The following is a 15721-nucleotide window of genomic DNA, read 5'->3' as shown; positions in this document are numbered from 1 at the left end:
TTTCGAGTCTCGGCTCAGCCCACGTTGGCAATCGCCTTGGCGGCCTTGCTCTTGAGGTTGGCAGCCTTGCTCTTGTGGATCAGGCCCTTTTTGGCAGCCTTGTCCACAGCCGATGAGAACTTCGAAAGCGATTCGCTGGCAGCTTTGGCATCGCCGGCAGCCGCCGCGCCGAGAGTTTCCTTACGAAGCGTCTTGATGGTGGTCTTGCGCTGACGGTTCCGCTCGGTGCGGACCTTGGTCTGACGGACTCTCTTGAGGGCTGACTTATGGTTGGCCATGGTTGGGAAATTATCGGGAAAAATCGCGCCTTCAGTGGCGCGGGGGCGGAAATCTAGGGATTCACTCGGGTCTGTCAAGCTTCTCTGACCGGAGTTCGTCGGGTTTTTTAGCGAAAACTGACGTAATTGGTGCGCGAGTGGAGTCTTGCATACTCCCTTCCGGCCGAAGTCTCCATCAGAGACCCGCGGAAAACCTGAACTTCCGCGCCCTCTCCGACCCGATCGTAGAGATCCGTCACATCCTTCATGCTCATGCGAATGCAGCCGTAGGATGCGGGAGTCCCCAATCGCCATTCCTCGGGAGTTCCGTGGATGTAGATACAGCGCCCGTAGGTGTTGCGGTTATGAGGCTGCTTTCCGCTCAACCAAAGAATCCGCCCCACAATCGGGTCGCGCCCAGGAGCATTCGGCTTCAGGATCTCCCCTGTCGGCCGGCGGCTCTTGAAGACCATTCCTTTCGGATATCCGTCGCCAATCTTCCGGGCGACTTCCATTTTCCCAAGCGGGGTGTGGTTACTGCCGGAGCGGGACCCCAAACCGAACTTTGAGGTCGAGACGGTGTACGCCTTCACCGGTTTTCCATCCCTAACAAGAAGCATGCGTTGATCCCGCACACTGACGAGCATCTTATTGCGATCGTCCTTGCTGGTGCCGCAGCTACTCAGACTGAGCCCTGCGGGGATGATGAATAAAGCGGCGAGCGCCAAGCGGATCAGCCGATGTTTCATGATGATTTCAGGAATCCTGGTTGGGTGGTTCAATGGCATCCTCCGCGGAGCCTCCTGATGGAAGCATTCTCAACAAGGATGATACGGAAGTGTAAAAGAATCCGACCGGGAAGGGAAGCAGAAGAATTGCGGAAGCCCAGCGATGATTCAGGGCGGCCTCGACCACCACAAAGAGGAAGAAGAAACCGAAGAGCAGTTCGACGACCGGCGTAAGGGTTTTCATGGCCTTGTAGCTGCTCTTTTTCCAGTCGCTCTTGCGCTTTTGGTCGATGCCGTATTTCGGCGTCCGGACGAAGCCCGTCTCGTGGTTGAACACCGCTTCGAGCACGGCTTTGGCATTGTTGATCGACATGCCGATGCCCAATGCGAGCAGCAATGGAAGATAGGGAATTTCCTTCCACCAGGTCTTTGGACGAAGCGCCTTCTGAGATGTCAGGTAGAACAAAATGACCGATACCGAAGCAAAGAAGAAGATCGGCACATTGACGATGTAGTAGGTCCAGCCACCGAAATCAGGTGCCGCGTGCTGATTCGGATAGATCAGGAAACACAGGCAAATGAGCATCAGGTAGGCGAAATTCGAGGTCAGGTGAGCGGTTGCCTCCATTTTCACATACAGCGGAGCTTTGCTCTTCCAGATCGCAGGAAGGACCTTCTTGCAGACCTGGATTGAACCCTTCGTCCAGCGGTGCTGCTGGCTCTTGAAGCCATCCATATCGACCGGCAGCTCAGCAGGAGTTTCCACCTCCTTGAGGAAAATGAATCGCCAGCCTTTCAGCTGCGCGCGGTAGCTGAGGTCCATGTCCTCGGTCAGCGTGTCGTGCTCCCAGCCGCCCGCATCCGCGATGCAGGATTTCCGCCAAATCCCGGCGGTGCCGTTGAAGGTGAAAAAGCGGCCGCTGCGGTTGCGTGCGGTTTGCTCAAGTTCGAGGTGACCGTCGAGGAACATCGCCTGCACCCGCGTCAAGACATTGAATGTCCGGTTCAAGTGACCCCAGCGGGTCTGAATCATGCCGATCTTATCATCGGAAAAATAGTGAATCGTTCTCTGAAGAACATCCGGATTTGGCACGAAATCCGCATCCAGAATAAAGAGATACTCCCCTTTTGCAAACTCCGTGCCATGCTCAAGTGCTCCCGCTTTGTAACCCGTGCGATCCGTGCGGTGGATCAATTCGGCGTCGAATCCCTGAGCCTTCAAGCGCTCGACCCCTGCACGGCAAATTTCCGTGGTCTCATCCGTCGAGTCATCGAGCATCTGGATCTGAAGCTTGTCCTTCGGGTAGTCGAGCTTCGCGACGGAATCCAAAAGCCGATCAACCACATGGAGCTCATTGAACACCGGCAACTGAACCGTCACCAAGGGAAGCTCTTCGAACTTCTTCAGAGGCTGCGGCATCTTGCGCGAGTGCTTGAGATACAAATAAACGATCGTCAGTCGGTGAAATCCGTAGCCGGACAGACCGATCAGAACGAGGATGTAAGAGACATACCAAAGAGGCGAGGTCCAGAGTTCCATAAATTTTTAAGCGAGATACACGTTCGGATAGATGGGCGAACCCTAGTGCGATGAGCGAAGCCCAGCGCGAAGCCCCGAATCGTTCAATGAAATCGGCTGAACAGGCCAATCCGGGTGGCCGGAGGCGACCACTTATCATCTTTCCAGTCAAGCCCTAAGCCGATCGAGATCCATCGACAAGCCCCTCATTCCCATTGCCCTAGGGGCAAGTAAGTGCCAGATTCCCCCCGTGCTCACCGTCAAAAAACTGCTTACCAGCCTGCTCACCGTCTCCCTGACGCTTGCCGCTGCCGAGGACCAGTCCGAGGCACCCCCAGCCCAGCCAGCTCAAACGCCTGGAGCTCCATCGATCCCGGCGGACCTCCTCGAGGACGAACATGTGCGTGAAGAACTGGCAATCAACGAATTTACTGCCCCTTCAATCTCCCGTATCTTCGATTCACTCAAATCTCTGGCGCCCCTTCCCCTGGCCGACTATCCCCGGGAGGTCCCGGAAAGGATGCCTCTGGATCGCGCCGATCTTGCGGTCGAACTCGGATTTCTCATTGCGGACGGCTTTCTCGTCGTGCAGGTCGGGGAACTCGGCAAAGTGGAAGAACTTGCCGGCCAGCTCACTCGATACGCCAAGGCCCTGGGTGCCGGGGACCGCGTTACTCGGCATGCCGCGAGCTTGCTGGACAGCGCCAAGAAGGGAAACGTCGAGCAACTGAAGAAGGAGCTCGCCGCCACCCAGAAGGACGTCGAACTTGAATTGGTCACCCTGCGCGATGCCGATCTGGCTCACCTCATTTCAATCGGAGGCTGGATTCGTGCCTTGGAGGTCGCCTCCGGCGCCGTCGACAAACAATTCAGTCCCGAGCGCGCCCGCCAGATCATGCGTGAGGACATTGCCGATTACTATTCGGCAATCATTGGCTCCCTCGAACCTCGTATCGCCGAAAGGGAGAACTACATCGAGATGCAAACGGTGCTCTCCGGCATGCGCCTCGAGATGCTGATCGAAGAAGGTCAGGAACCGACACCTGAAAAGGTTGCGGAGATCCGCAAGCAAGCGAGCAAACTCGTTGAGCTCTCCCTGATGCGTGCAAAGCCATGAAGATTGCAGTCCTGGGATTAGGAATTATCGGCTCCCGCGCCGCTGCGAATCTCCGCAAGAATCCCAGCCACCGGGTTCGTTGCTGGAATCGGACTCCTCGGGGGAACGAGGGCGAAGTTTCGGATCTAACGGAGGCTGTCTCGGAGGCCGAAGTCATCACCCTCTATCTCAAGGACGGCCCCGCTGTCCGGGACGTCGCCAATCAACTTTTCCGATCGATCAGCCGTCAGGTGACCTTGATCAATCACTCCACCGTGGACCTGGCATCTACTCGCTGGTTGGCGGACGAGTGCGCGAAACGCGGCTGGAACTTTCTCGACGCCCCTTTCACGGGAAGCCGGGATGCTGCGGCTGAGGCTCAGCTCGTGTACTACGTGGCAGGCGAGCCCGAGCTTGTGGAATCCTTCAAGCCACTCCTCCTGGAGACCGGTAAGGCCATCATTCCCTGTGGTGACCTGGGACGGGCCACCATTATCAAGCTGGTCACCAATCTCGTTTCGGCCTGCACGGTCCAGGCCCTGTCCGAAGCGCTCGCAACCGCAATGCGTCACGGCATTGAAGCCGAGACCTTCACGGCAGCCGTCGCCGGAAACGCCTGCGGATCCCCTCTCGCAGCCCTCAAGCTCCCCACCATGGCGAGCGCCGATTTCGAACCCCACTTCTCGCTGCACAACATGCTCAAGGACAGCCGCTACGTTCTTGATCTCGCCGAAGGCCTCGACACGCCGGCAATTCAGGCCGTGTCCGACCGCATGGCGCAGCTCTGCGACTCGGGATTTGCGGATCAAGATTACTCATCCCTCGCCGCCCCGTATCTCCATTCATGAGCGATAGCCTGAACCTCCCAGCCCAACGTCCATGCATCCTTTCGTTTTCAGGTCCGGATGCCGTCCGCTTTTTAAACGGTCAAATCACTCAGGACGTCTCCCGAATGTCCTCGCAAGCCCTCACCGCCTGCGTCACCGATGCCAAAGGTCGGCTTCAGTATTTCATCAAGGTCTTCGCCGGACCGGATGACTCATCGATCTGGGTGAGTTGCCCGATGGACGAGAGCGAGGGCCTTCGCGAGCGCCTAGAACGCTACCTCATCGCCGACGACGTCGAAATTGAAGACCTGAGCGGGCAATGGGTGACGCAGCACGCGTCCCGGCCCATGACTTCGTCCACCTTTGTTAGAGACTCAAAAGGATGCTTCGGCGATGGCTTCGATTGCTGGTGGGACGCGACGACCGCGCCCGAGATCGACTCGCTTGATGAGAACCAGGCCGAACGCCTGCGCATCAGCCAGCGAATCCCACGTTGGGGGCACGAGCTGACAGCGGGAATCCTCCCGCCCGAAGCAGGCCTCGATAAGACCTCCATTTCCTATCACAAGGGCTGCTACATCGGCCAGGAAGTGCTTTCACGCCTCAAGTCCGCCGGCAAACTCAATCGCAGACTCGCCGCCTTCGAAATCGAAGGAAACGCCGCCCCGGGAGCATCACTCACCCTCGAATCCGGTGAGGTCGGTCAACTAACAAGTTGCGCTCCCCCCAACCCGGCCGACTCCCGCATCGGCGCGCTCGGTTACCTCAAGAAGAAGGGCTTCGATCAGCGTGAGTTTCAGGTGACCGATAGCTCGGGCCATGTGACGGGGCTCGCCACATTCTCCGGCTGGGTCTGAAGAAGAGACTCAAAAAAAAGAGGGGCAGCGGTCAGACCGTGCCCCTCAGTAGAATCGTTGCGAATCAGGATCAGTACTCGTAGTTCAGCGAGAAGTTGAACTGACCGCCCTTGTCCGCGATAGGATCCGGGCTATCGATCGGAATCGCGTAGTCAAGCGCCAGTGGAACCGGGCTGATCGGAAGGCGAAGCCGGACACCGATACCTACGTCGTGATAAAGCTCGCTGGCATCCAGGTCCCAGGCGCTCGCGTTGACGAAACCAAGGTCATAGAAGGCGGCGAGACGAACGTTATCCACCACCGGCACGGTGTATTCGAGTGAGAGGAAACCGAGGGATTGACCACCGACGACTTCACGGGTCACCGGATCACGAGGACCAACGTCGCGGAATTCAAAGCCGCGCAGCGTTTGTCCCCCACCGAGGTAAAGCCTGTCGAAGATCGGAACAGTGCCGCTCGTCGCATCCACAAAGGCCATCTCACCCTTGATCGAAAGGATCGAGTCCCACTTGAGGTTCCAGTAATGGGATCCCTGCAAGGTGACACCGTAGGTATCGACGTCGCCACCGAGGAAAGTCCCCGCCAGGCTGACTCCAACATCAATCTTGGAACCTTCGCGAGTCTCGACCACCGAGTTGCGGGTGTCGTAAATCCAGTTCGCGCCAAGCGCCGAGCGGATGTAGTCGCCCGCCTCAGGAATGAGCAAGGAGGGGGGGCCTGGCGGGATGGAATTGACCGACTTGTCCGAAAGCACATACACCGAGTTGTCGAGATCGATGTTCACCTTCTCCAAGCGATACTCACCCTTGACGTAAGAGTTCTCGGTGAGCGGCTTGCGGAGGGTGATCGCACCACCGGCATTGGTCTGCTCATAGAAGTCCGAGTAATACTGGGAGTCACGATAGAAGAGCTCGCCGCCAAGCGCTAGCTGCTGCCCCAGGAACCATGGCTCAACCAACGAGATCCCTGCATCGATCCGCTCGGAGCCCAAGCGGAGGTCGGCACTGAAACGTTGACCCGCTCCCGTGAACGACCATGGGTTCATGATGTCGAAGTTCGTTTGCTCAAGACGAACAAAGCCGACAATGGAGTCGATCGAACTGAAACCAACACCGCCACTGATCGAGCCTGTGCGGCGCTCGTCGACCAGAATGTCCACGTCACGATAGCTTCCGCCACGCGCGCTCGTTGAGGAATTCACCTGCACGGTGTTGAAATACTGCAGACCTTCAAGACGGGCCTTGGTCGTCTCCATTTCCACCGAGTTGAAGTAATCACCAGGCTTCAGCGGAACTTCACGACGAATCACGCGGTCCTGTGTCTTGGTGTTTCCTTCGATATTCACTTCTCCGACACGGTAGCGGGAACCTTCGGTGATGCGATAGACCACCGATACCTGATTCGGTCCGGCATCGCGGATGTCGGGTGTCACGGTCGCATCCGCATAACCACGGGAACCATAGTAGCTGCGAATCGATGTCATGTCCGCCCGCATCTTTTTCGAGTTGTAGGCGTCACCATCGTTCAAAGTCAGCACCGGATAGAGTTCCTCCGGCTTGAAGACCGTCATCTTTCCGAAACCCACACCCTTGACGGTGTATTTTTCGCCTTCGTTGATCGGGATCACGAGATCCACACGACCATCGCCCACCGGCTCGCGGCGGATACCAGGGCTGTCAGCACGCAGGTAACCTTTGGTGCGGTAGTAATCCAGGACCGACTCGAGATCCTGATCGAGCTGGCTGACTTCGAAGCGACCCGACTTGGTGAAGATCGACCAAAGACCCTTCTCTTTCACACTCATCTGGCGAATCAGGGTGCGACGATCGAAAGTATGGTTTCCTTCGAAACGAATGTCGCGAATCTCGTTCTTGCCACCTTCATCGATGATGAAGATCAGGTCCGCTCCCTGCCCGGTCTCGGAATCCTGAAAGCGGTGAGTGATCGTCACATCCGGATAGCCGGCGTCAGTGTAAAGCTTCTCAATGTTCTGCCTCGCCGTGATGACCATCTCGTCGCTGAGGGCGCCGCCCGCCTTGAGCTTCGACTCCTTGGCGAGCTTGGTGTCCTTGAAAGCGGTGTTTCCGACAAATCCCACGGCGACAAATCCCGGGCGCGTGGTCACCGAGTAGATCACCCGCACGCTCTCCCCGACCGGCTCGGCCAGGACCCGCACGTCGTTGACGAGGCCCGATCCGTAGAGCGCCTTGATGTCGTTGTCGATTTTGTCGGTGCGGTACGGAGCTCCGGCAGAGAGCTGGATGAAGTTGCGAAGTCTTGCTTCATCCACGGTCTTATCCCCCTCGTAGCGGAAATCGACCGCCGAGACGTTTTTGCCCTCAAAATCCTGAGCACTGAGTGAGCTTATCGAAAAACCGAAAACCACCAGTGCCGCCAGAACCACTTGGCACGCCCAACGAGACGCGCATTTAAAACCAGAGAAGGATGAAAGACCCATATATATTAGCGACTGCCGGGGATAAAACCCGCCAACCGCCTTCCCCGTCAAGGACCATGTCGGCCTAACGACCGCACCTTCGCTTTGACAAGATCACCCCCTCCTCATTAGTTTCCCGCCCCCGGCCCGGCAGCGAGCCTGCCGGATACCCGATTTCAATCATGAACATCACCGTCGACAAGCAGCCAAACTGCACCGCCACCCTTCGTGTCGAAGTCCCTTCGGACGCCGTTAACTCCGAACGCGAGCGCATTCTCTCCGCCTACGCATCGCAAGCCAAGATCCAGGGTTTCCGCCCCGGGAAGGCCCCGCGCAAGGTTATCGAAGCCCGCTACAAGAACTCCATTTCCGAGGAACTTCAGGAACGTCTCGTCCGCAAAGCCTTCGATGAAGCCCTTCAGAAAGAAGCCCTCAAGGTGCTCAACTTCGGCAATCCCGCCGATTTTTCCGAAAATCCCGATGGTTCGGTCAGCTTCAATTCCACCCTCACCCTCGCTCCTGAAATCGAACTCCCGGAGTATAAGGGCGTTGCCGTGAAGGAGCCTTCCGCTGAAATCAGCGACGAAGACATCAACAAGAACCTCGAATCACTGCGTGAACGCTTCGCTGAGTATGAGGACATCGAAGACCGCGCCGCCGAAAACGGCGATCTCGCCGTGCTCGACTACAGCTCCACACTCGACGGCCAGCCGCTCGAAGAAGCCGTCGGCAAGTCCGTTGGATACCTTTCCAGCCGGGAAGGTTTCTGGATGAAGCTCGACGAACAGTCCTTCCTCCCCGGATTCACCGCCCAACTCGTCGGCGCCAAGCCAGGCGATGAAAAAGAGATCACCGTCACCGTTCCCGAGGACTTTCCGGTCGCCGACCTCCGCAGCAAGGAGCTCGTCTTCGCCGTTACCGTAAAGGAACTCAAAAAGGCCGTGCTTCCCGAGCTTGACGACGAACTCGCCGCCAAACTCACCGGCGGAAAGAGCCTCGAGGAACTCAAGTCGCTTCTCACTCAGCAGATGAGCGCCGAAAAGCGCCGCAAGATCGATGACTACAAGGTCAACCAGATCGTCGAGCACTTCAACAGCCAGGTCGATTTCGAACTCCCCGAAGCACTCCTTCGTCAGGAAACCCAGAGCCAGGCTGACAGCCTGGTCCAGCGCGGCGCCCAGTCAGGCATGAGCGAAGAGGAACTCGCCGCCCAACAAGCCGAGATTTTCGCCACCGCCGGCGTCCAGGCTCGCACCAACCTGAAGACCAATTTCATCCTTCAAGAAATCGCCCATAAGGAGAACATCATCGTCAACGATCAGGAACTCGTCCAGCACCTCGCCAGCATCGCGACCCAGCGGAAAGAGAATCCCAAGAAGTTCATCAAGCAGCTTCAGAAGGAAGGTCGCATCCCCGGCATCCGGAATTCGATGCTGATCGGCAAGGCCATTGACTTCATCCTCGAGCACGCAACTGTTGAGGAAGTTTCCGGCGAGCCGGAAGAAATCGAGTCCACCGAGTCATGAGCCACTTCCCCACATCCATCCCCACCGCGGGAGGCCCCCAGAATAATTACTACGTTCCCACCGTCATCGAACAAGACGGCCGTGGCGAGCGCGCCTTCGACATCTATTCGCGTCTGCTGAAGGACCGCATCATCTTCATCGGCACGCCGATCGATGATTTCGTGGCCAACTCGGTGATCGCCCAGCTGCTTTTCCTGCAGATGCAGGACAACAAGAAGGACATCCACATCTACATCAACAGCCCCGGTGGTTCCGTAACCGCCGGACTGGCGATGTATGACACCATGCAGTTCCTTACCTGTGACGTGAACACCTACTGCATCGGAATCGCTGCCTCGATGGGCTCGGTCCTGCTCACCGCAGGAACCAAAGGCAAGCGCTTCTGCCTTCCGAACTCCCATGTCATGATCCACCAGGTCTCCGGCGGCGCTCAAGGCACCGCTTCCGACGTCGAACGGACCATCGGCTTCATGTTCAACCTCAAGAAGCGCCTCAATGGCATTCTCGCCAAGCACTCGGGCAAAACTGTCGAGGAAATCGAGCGGGATTCCGACCGCGACAACTACATGTCCGGCGAAGAAGCTGTCGCTTATGGCCTTGTAGACAAGGTTCTTGAGAGCCGAAAGGAGCTCCCTGACGCCGTCAAACAGGCCGCTGCTGACGCGGATGACGGAAAAAATGACGACGCCTGAGGAAAATCAGGTTATTTTCAGGCGTCGGAGGGACATTTCTCTCCGACGCCTTTTTCTTCCCCTACCTACTGACAACGATGGCACGCGCCTCCAATCTCACCATGTGCTCCTTCTGCGGAAAGAGTCACTCCGAAGTGAAAAAACTCATCGCCGGTCCCGGCGTCTACATTTGCAACGAATGTGTCGACGTCTGTGCGAACATTCTCGAAAAGGAACTTTCCAGCTCCGAAGCCAAGCCGAAGAGCGCCAATCGCAGCAGCAGCAAGCGCAAGCTCCTCGCGCCTGCCGAACTCCGTGCCAAACTCGATGACTTCGTCATCGGCCAGGAACAGGCCAAAAAGGTCCTCTCGGTCGCCGTCTACAATCACTACCAGCGCCTCAATCAGAGCGCAGCCCTCGAAACCGACGAATTCGATGAGGTCGAGATCGAGAAATCCAACGTCCTGCTGCTCGGCCCCACGGGCTCCGGCAAAACCCTGCTCGCACGCACCTTGGCGCGCCTGCTCGACGTCCCCTTCTGCATCGTCGACGCCACCACTCTGACGGAAGCCGGCTACGTCGGTGAAGACGTGGAAAACATCATTCTGCGGCTCCTTCAAGCTTCCGATTTCGATGTCGAACGCGCCGAACAAGGCATCATTTACGTCGACGAGATCGACAAGATCGGACGCAAGACCGACAACGTCTCGATTACCCGCGACGTCTCCGGCGAAGGTGTCCAACAAGCCCTTCTGAAGATTCTTGAAGGGACCGTCTGCAACGTGCCACCTCAAGGCGGGCGCAAGCACCCTCAGCAGGAATACATCCAGATCAACACCGAGAAGATCCTCTTCGTGTGCGGCGGAGCATTTGTCGGCCTCGAAGACATCATCCAGCGGCGACTCGGAGCCAGCACGCTGGGCTTCCACCAGATCGAGGAGGACAAGAATGCCGGATCAGGTGACATTCTCGAAAAAGTCCAACCGGAAGACCTCCTTCACTTTGGTCTGATCCCCGAATTCATCGGGCGTCTTCCTGTCATTTCCTCACTCCGCAAGCTCACGGAAGACGAACTGGTCAACATCCTCACCGAGCCAAAGAACGCCCTCGTCAAGCAGTACGGCAAGCAACTCGCGCTCAACGGGGTGAAACTCCGCGTCACCCGCGACGCCCTCCGCGCCCTCGCCGAGGAAGCGGTCCGCCGCGGTACCGGTGCCCGCGCCCTGCGCTCGATCTTTGAGCGCATGATGCTCGACATCATGTACGACATCCCGTCGCGCGACGACGTCGAGGCCGTGACCATCAACCGGCAGGTCGTCAAAGGGGAAAAGCCGCCAGGCATCCGGAAGCGCCGCAACAACAAGGACGCCGCTTAATTGGACCCTTCTGGAGCCCCCCGGCTCCGGTGCGGGACCAGCACCCCAACCCAGATCGCGATTTCAGTGAGCAGCTTCTGACTTTTTGGTTTAACCTTTGGAAGACCACGGGTCAAATTTACCCAATGCGCGCGCTCACTCTGCTAGTACTTCCCACGGCCCTTTTCGCGCAGTCGCCAATTCTCCCCGATCCCGAGGAAGCGGCTTATCCCGCGATCGAGCGCTTCGTCGAAGTGCTCGAAGAGGTCCGCCAGCGCCATCCGGACGCCGACAAGCTCGCCTACGAGCGTCTCGTCAACCACGCGCTTGAAGGCATGCTTGCCTCCCTTGATCCCCATTCTTCGTTCATCCACCCGGAGATGGCGGCCATGATGAAGGAAAACCCTGACATCGATCCTCATGTGGCCTCGCTCGGTCTGACACTTGGATGGCGTGACGATGGCCCCTACCTTGCCAACGTCCTGCCAGGCTCTCCGGCCGCCGAACTATCACCCGGTTCATCGATCCTGAAACTCGATGGTCTGGACATCGCCAGCCTTCCTCCCGCCGACCTGCTCTCCCGTCTTCAACGCCTCCCGGGACAAACCAGCACCTTCCTGCTCAAGTCTCCAACAGCGCCGCAAGCCATTGAGGTCCCACTCACCCACCGCGCGGTCGAGAACCGCGCCGTCACGCAGGCAAACCTGATCGAAGGAAGCAGCCCGCTTACCGGCTACATCCGCTTGGCCTCATTCACGGACGCCTCCCCGCGGGAAATCGAAGCCGCCTTGGACGAACTCGAGGATGCCGGAATGAAACATCTGATCCTGGACCTTCGTGGAAATCCAGGTGGCTCGCTTGCTGCCGCCATCAAAATCCTCGGATTATTTCTCCCTCCATCCACCGAAGTCGTCACCACTCGAGGGAGAAGCAACGACTTCGACGCCGAATCGCTGAAAACGCCCGAACGCCAGCGCCGCAAACGTGATTACCCGATCGGAGTGGTGATCGATAAGGATTCAGCCTCCGCTTCCGAGCTGACTGCCGGCGCACTCCAGGATTTGAAACGCGCCACCATCATCGGCGAAAGATCCTACGGAAAAGGCTCGGTTCAGAACATCATCCCGATGGGAGGCGGCACCGCCCTGCGCCTCACCATCGCCACCTATCACACCCCCAGCGGCCGGACACCCCACCTCCGCGGCATCACCCCCGATGTCGAAATCGAGTTCACTGACGAGCTTCGCGAAAAATTTGCGCTCTCCCTTCGTCGCGACTCACTGAGACCCGAAGAATCCGCCAAGCTCAAGGACTGGCAAGATCCCGTGATCCAATCCGCGCTTGAGGTCACTCATTGACCCGCTGATCGCCGAACACGAACAAGACGACGGTGCTATCCGGGCCTTCGCTCCAAAGGAATAATCAATCCTCGATTATTTTCGCACCGCGTGTCTGATTCCGTCATCCTGCGGACGTGAGACTGTGAACATGCCCGATCTCAAGGAAGCCCCCAGCACCCGCGACGAAGCCCTGCTGCGGCGATTTGCCGACCACCGCCGCGACGCCGATTTTTCGGAAATCGTCCGTCGCCACCTGCCGCTGGTGCTCACCATCACCCGCCGACGCCTGGGCAATTCCGGCCTCGCTGAAGACGCCGCCCAGCAGGTTTTCATCGCGCTTTCCTCCAAATCCAAACAGGTCAGCCAACTGCCGTCGCTTGTCGCCTGGCTTCAAAAGGCAGCCGTTTTCGAAGCCTCCAACCTTGCTCGCAAGGAATCACGCCACCAGAAACGCATCGAGCAAGCGGCGGACCTTTTGCAGGAAAGCACCGCATCCCCCGATCTGCAGGCGCTCGACAAAGCCCTCGCCTCCTTGCCCCAAATCGATCGCCAGATCCTCGTCCTCCATCACTTTGAGAAACTCACCTTCGCCGACATCGCTCGTCGCCTCAACCTCAACGAAGCCGCCGCCCAACGCCGCGGTCATCGCGCCCTCGCCAAGCTTGCCAAACGCATCAGTGCTCAAGGAAAGGATTCCGACCATGCCTCTTGCTCCACCCTGATCGCCAGCGCATTCCTGCCCGCCGACATCTCGCTTTCCCCAGCTCTTTTCAGCCGCATCTCAACGCTCAAAAAATCCGCTGCCCTGCCGTGGATTCCCCTCTTGATCGCCACCGGCTTCACCGGGACCGCTGCCGTGGCAATCAGCGCGTATCACAAGCAACCCCCACCGCCTCCGAATTCCACCGCCGCACCCCTCACCCGCGAGCCAGCTCTCCGTCGCCCCTTCAAACCCCAGATCGCCGACGACGATCTCAGCGATGTGCTCCGCGAGTTCATCGCCCTCGCCAAGACCGACTCGATCGCTGCCTGGGAGTTTGCCAAACAGCAACCTCAGGGTGCCGCAGACTTTCTGAAAAGCGCCGTCCGCGCCCTCGCCGACCGTGATCTGCCCGCCGCCGACCGCCTTCTCGAAGTCATCGACGGGGATAGAATCCGCAGTGTTGTCATTGCCAGCATTTTCAATTCGCGCGCCTCCGGAAACTTCGAATCCGCCATTCTCTGGATCGATGCCCTGCCCGATCCGGTCGATCGAAAGGTGATTTATCTCAGTAGTTGCGCGTGGGTCAACACCGAGCATCTCGATCACGACTACGCCGGAGCCCTCAACCTTGCCCGCCATCCCGAAGTCCGCAACTGGTTGCTCACCGAGGCCTGCGAGAAGGCCTCCGATGTCGATGAAACCCAGATCGAAACCCTCGCCACCACGCTCGAAGGAAACGAGCGTCGCCTCGTTCTCGGATACTTCACCTCACTGCTTCTCCAACGGGGCGACCCGCGCGCCTACGAATGGCTCGAGGTGGTGAAACCCGATGACACTCAGTCATTCGACATGCTGCCGAACATTGATCAAATCGCCCTGCGCGATCCCCGACCGCTGCTCGAATGGATCAGCGCCCAAAACGACGGCAACGATCGCAGCTACATGGCGAGAAACCTCTGGCACCAGTGGGGGCGCAGCGACGCCCAAGCTGCCGCCGCCTGGTGGCATGATCTAACAAAGGCGCAACGCCACCAACTCGGGCTCCGTGCCACCTCCCTGCCGACCCTCCAACGCCTCATCGATCAGCCATGAGAGCGCTTCTTCTTATCGCTGCATGTCTCGTCGCCTGCCGGTCCGAGTCAGACCATCGCCCTCCCTCGGACCAAACGGTTCCCGAACGGCCGTCGCGCCCCCAACCATCCCCACCCCCTTCCAGCACCGAGCGTGAGCCGCTGCTTAAAACCGATCGCATCACGCTTTTCTCGAAAGGCTTCCTTTGTCAAAGCCCCATCAAAAATGCCGATGATGCTCGGGCCATTCTCATGGATCTTCGAAGCCTTCCTCCCTCCGACGCCCGAGATTTCGGGATCGCAGGCGTCATTGGGGATTTGGCGGAAGTCGATCCTCAGCACGCCCGCCTCCTTCTCGATGAATGGGACGACGCCTTGATCGAAAAATGGCTCAATGCCGCCAAGGATGTGGTTCGCGCTCTCGCGCCATCCAGCCCCCACGCCGCCGCCTCGTTCATTGAAGAATCCGTTCCGAGGACAGCCCAAGTCGAGATTTGGGCTCAGTTCCTCAACGAACTCCCTCCGAACGACCGCATCGCCTACTTTGATCGAATCCCCGAAGGCGAAAAAAAGCTCACCATTGTCGGCGACCTTCTCCATGTCTGGTTGGCAGAGGATCCGATCGCCTGTGCCCACTGGTTGGATGCCTTCGCCGTGGGACGCCGTGCGGAGGTGCTGGAGATCCCTTCCTGGTCGATTCGAAGTCCTTCGAAGCCTTCCGCAAAGACCTCACAGCGACTGCTCGCCGTGAATACCGCCACCAATCCGGTCGTCCGCCGTTTGCTCGCCAAACAACTATGGGAAAAGGCCGACAAAACCGAACAGGCCGCGCTCCTAACAGAACTCGAAACGGTGCTTCCCGAGATTGCCGAGCGTGATCGGGAGAGACTGATATCCCAAGCTCCGGCCGAATTCGCCGCCTCACTCAGCACGGCCGAGATTGCCTCCCTCCCCGCCATCGAAGCGAGAACCCTGATCGATTCCTGGGCAAACAAGCACCCCGAAGCAGCCCTTGAGTGGGGCGTGGAAAACCACCGCCCGGAAGCAGCCCAAGCGCTGCGCTCGCTCTACGGCCAGGAAGCGGAAAAAGCACTCGAGCTCGCTGCCACCCTCACCCCCGGCAGGGATCTCGATGACGCCCTCTCATCCCTTTGCAGCATGGCCGCCTTCGATGGACGTGTCGAAGAAGCCCGCAAGCTCATCCCGCTCATCCAGAATCCCGACCTGCGAACGGCCACCATCAACAACGTGGAGAAACACGCCACCAAGCCAAGCCGCTGAAGCTCGACCCGCACTGGCCACAATTTCCGCGTTTGAACATCGGAGATAAATCCA

The 15721-nt window shown here is 58.4% G+C and carries 13 protein-coding genes; 9 read left to right on the top strand and 4 right to left on the bottom strand.

Annotated elements, in window-relative coordinates; translation table 11 throughout:
* Positions 1 to 14 precede the first annotated feature (14 nt).
* The 3 genes from rpsT to ACFQY0_RS06175 all read right to left on the bottom strand — a co-directional run bounded on the left by rpsT (position 15) and on the right by ACFQY0_RS06175 (position 2525).
* Entirely contained in the window at positions 15 to 278 is a 264-nt protein-coding gene (gene rpsT, locus ACFQY0_RS06185) for a 30S ribosomal protein S20 (RefSeq protein ID WP_379710375.1), read from the bottom strand.
* A gap of 107 nt (positions 279 to 385) precedes the next feature.
* Positions 386 to 1006, bottom strand: coding sequence for a L,D-transpeptidase family protein (locus ACFQY0_RS06180; protein ID WP_379710373.1), 621 nt, complete (start codon positions 1004 to 1006; stop codon positions 386 to 388).
* A 7-nt stretch (positions 1007 to 1013) separates the two neighbouring features.
* Complete coding sequence (locus ACFQY0_RS06175) at positions 1014 to 2525, bottom strand: cellulose synthase family protein (protein ID WP_379710371.1); 1512 nt, start codon at positions 2523 to 2525, stop codon at positions 1014 to 1016.
* 229 nt (positions 2526 to 2754) lie between these two features.
* On the opposite strand from ACFQY0_RS06175, the gene ACFQY0_RS06170 reads away from it, so the two are divergent.
* Genes ACFQY0_RS06170 through ygfZ form a run of 3 tightly spaced genes read left to right on the top strand, consistent with a single transcriptional unit; the run spans position 2755 to position 5284 of the window.
* Entirely contained in the window at positions 2755 to 3621 is an 867-nt protein-coding gene (locus ACFQY0_RS06170; RefSeq protein WP_379710369.1) for a hypothetical protein, read from the top strand.
* On the top strand, positions 3618 to 4448 hold the full coding sequence (locus ACFQY0_RS06165; RefSeq protein WP_379710367.1) for an NAD(P)-dependent oxidoreductase: 831 nt from the start codon (positions 3618 to 3620) through the stop codon (positions 4446 to 4448). The genes ACFQY0_RS06170 and ACFQY0_RS06165 overlap by 4 nt, the downstream gene beginning before the upstream one ends.
* The gene (gene ygfZ, locus ACFQY0_RS06160; protein ID WP_379710365.1) at positions 4445 to 5284 is read left to right on the top strand and encodes a CAF17-like 4Fe-4S cluster assembly/insertion protein YgfZ; all 840 of its coding nucleotides are present in this window, start codon (positions 4445 to 4447) and stop codon (positions 5282 to 5284) included. The genes ACFQY0_RS06165 and ygfZ overlap by 4 nt, the downstream gene beginning before the upstream one ends.
* Positions 5285 to 5354: 70 nt before the next feature.
* On the opposite strand, the gene bamA is transcribed toward ygfZ, so the two are convergent.
* The gene (gene bamA / locus ACFQY0_RS06155; RefSeq protein WP_379710363.1) at positions 5355 to 7688 is read right to left on the bottom strand and encodes an outer membrane protein assembly factor BamA; all 2334 of its coding nucleotides are present in this window, start codon (positions 7686 to 7688) and stop codon (positions 5355 to 5357) included.
* 215 nt (positions 7689 to 7903) lie between these two features.
* Here bamA and tig point away from each other — a divergent pair, with 215 nt between their 5' ends.
* The 6 genes from tig to ACFQY0_RS06125 all read left to right on the top strand — a co-directional run bounded on the left by tig (position 7904) and on the right by ACFQY0_RS06125 (position 15667).
* Positions 7904 to 9247 carry a trigger factor gene (gene tig, locus ACFQY0_RS06150; protein WP_379710360.1) on the top strand — a complete coding sequence of 448 codons (1344 nt, stop codon included), beginning with the start codon at positions 7904 to 7906 and terminating at the stop codon, positions 9245 to 9247.
* Positions 9244 to 9939 (top strand): ATP-dependent Clp protease proteolytic subunit, encoded by a 696-nt coding sequence (locus ACFQY0_RS06145; RefSeq protein WP_379710357.1) that lies wholly within the window; start codon positions 9244 to 9246, stop codon positions 9937 to 9939. The genes tig and ACFQY0_RS06145 overlap by 4 nt, the downstream gene beginning before the upstream one ends.
* A gap of 77 nt (positions 9940 to 10016) precedes the next feature.
* Complete coding sequence (gene clpX / locus ACFQY0_RS06140) at positions 10017 to 11294, top strand: ATP-dependent Clp protease ATP-binding subunit ClpX (RefSeq protein ID WP_379710355.1); 1278 nt, start codon at positions 10017 to 10019, stop codon at positions 11292 to 11294.
* Positions 11295 to 11419: 125 nt separating this feature from the next.
* Positions 11420 to 12631 (top strand): S41 family peptidase, encoded by a 1212-nt coding sequence (locus tag ACFQY0_RS06135; RefSeq protein ID WP_379710353.1) that lies wholly within the window; start codon positions 11420 to 11422, stop codon positions 12629 to 12631.
* A 130-nt stretch (positions 12632 to 12761) separates the two neighbouring features.
* Positions 12762 to 14408 carry an RNA polymerase sigma factor gene (locus ACFQY0_RS06130; RefSeq protein WP_379710351.1) on the top strand — a complete coding sequence of 549 codons (1647 nt, stop codon included), beginning with the start codon at positions 12762 to 12764 and terminating at the stop codon, positions 14406 to 14408.
* A 230-nt stretch (positions 14409 to 14638) separates the two neighbouring features.
* A complete protein-coding gene (locus ACFQY0_RS06125) occupies positions 14639 to 15667 on the top strand; it encodes a hypothetical protein (RefSeq protein ID WP_379710349.1) in 1029 nt (342 codons plus the stop codon).
* The last annotated feature ends 54 nt before the right edge of the window (positions 15668 to 15721 follow it).

This window comes from Haloferula chungangensis (assembly GCF_042664875.1).
In the GTDB taxonomy this organism is placed as follows: domain Bacteria; phylum Verrucomicrobiota; class Verrucomicrobiia; order Verrucomicrobiales; family Akkermansiaceae; genus Haloferula; species Haloferula chungangensis.
This window is presented reverse-complemented; position numbering and strand designations above follow the sequence as displayed.

Excerpts from the sequence above, each read along its gene's own strand:
- ACFQY0_RS06145 (WP_379710357.1), top strand. The coding sequence starts at position 9,244 with ATGAGCCACTTCCCCACATCCATCCCCACCGCGGGAGGCCCCCAGAAT.
- ACFQY0_RS06165 (WP_379710367.1), top strand. The coding sequence starts at position 3,618 with ATGAAGATTGCAGTCCTGGGATTAGGAATTATCGGCTCCCGCGCCGCT.
- ygfZ (WP_379710365.1), top strand. The coding sequence starts at position 4,445 with ATGAGCGATAGCCTGAACCTCCCAGCCCAACGTCCATGCATCCTTTCG.
- ACFQY0_RS06130 (WP_379710351.1), top strand. The coding sequence starts at position 12,762 with ATGCCCGATCTCAAGGAAGCCCCCAGCACCCGCGACGAAGCCCTGCTG.
- rpsT (WP_379710375.1), bottom strand. The coding sequence starts at position 278 with ATGGCCAACCATAAGTCAGCCCTCAAGAGAGTCCGTCAGACCAAGGTC.
- ACFQY0_RS06180 (WP_379710373.1), bottom strand. The coding sequence starts at position 1,006 with ATGAAACATCGGCTGATCCGCTTGGCGCTCGCCGCTTTATTCATCATC.
- clpX (WP_379710355.1), top strand. The coding sequence starts at position 10,017 with ATGGCACGCGCCTCCAATCTCACCATGTGCTCCTTCTGCGGAAAGAGT.
- tig (WP_379710360.1), top strand. The coding sequence starts at position 7,904 with ATGAACATCACCGTCGACAAGCAGCCAAACTGCACCGCCACCCTTCGT.
- ACFQY0_RS06125 (WP_379710349.1), top strand. The coding sequence starts at position 14,639 with ATGGATCTTCGAAGCCTTCCTCCCTCCGACGCCCGAGATTTCGGGATC.
- ACFQY0_RS06175 (WP_379710371.1), bottom strand. The coding sequence starts at position 2,525 with ATGGAACTCTGGACCTCGCCTCTTTGGTATGTCTCTTACATCCTCGTT.
- ACFQY0_RS06135 (WP_379710353.1), top strand. The coding sequence starts at position 11,420 with ATGCGCGCGCTCACTCTGCTAGTACTTCCCACGGCCCTTTTCGCGCAG.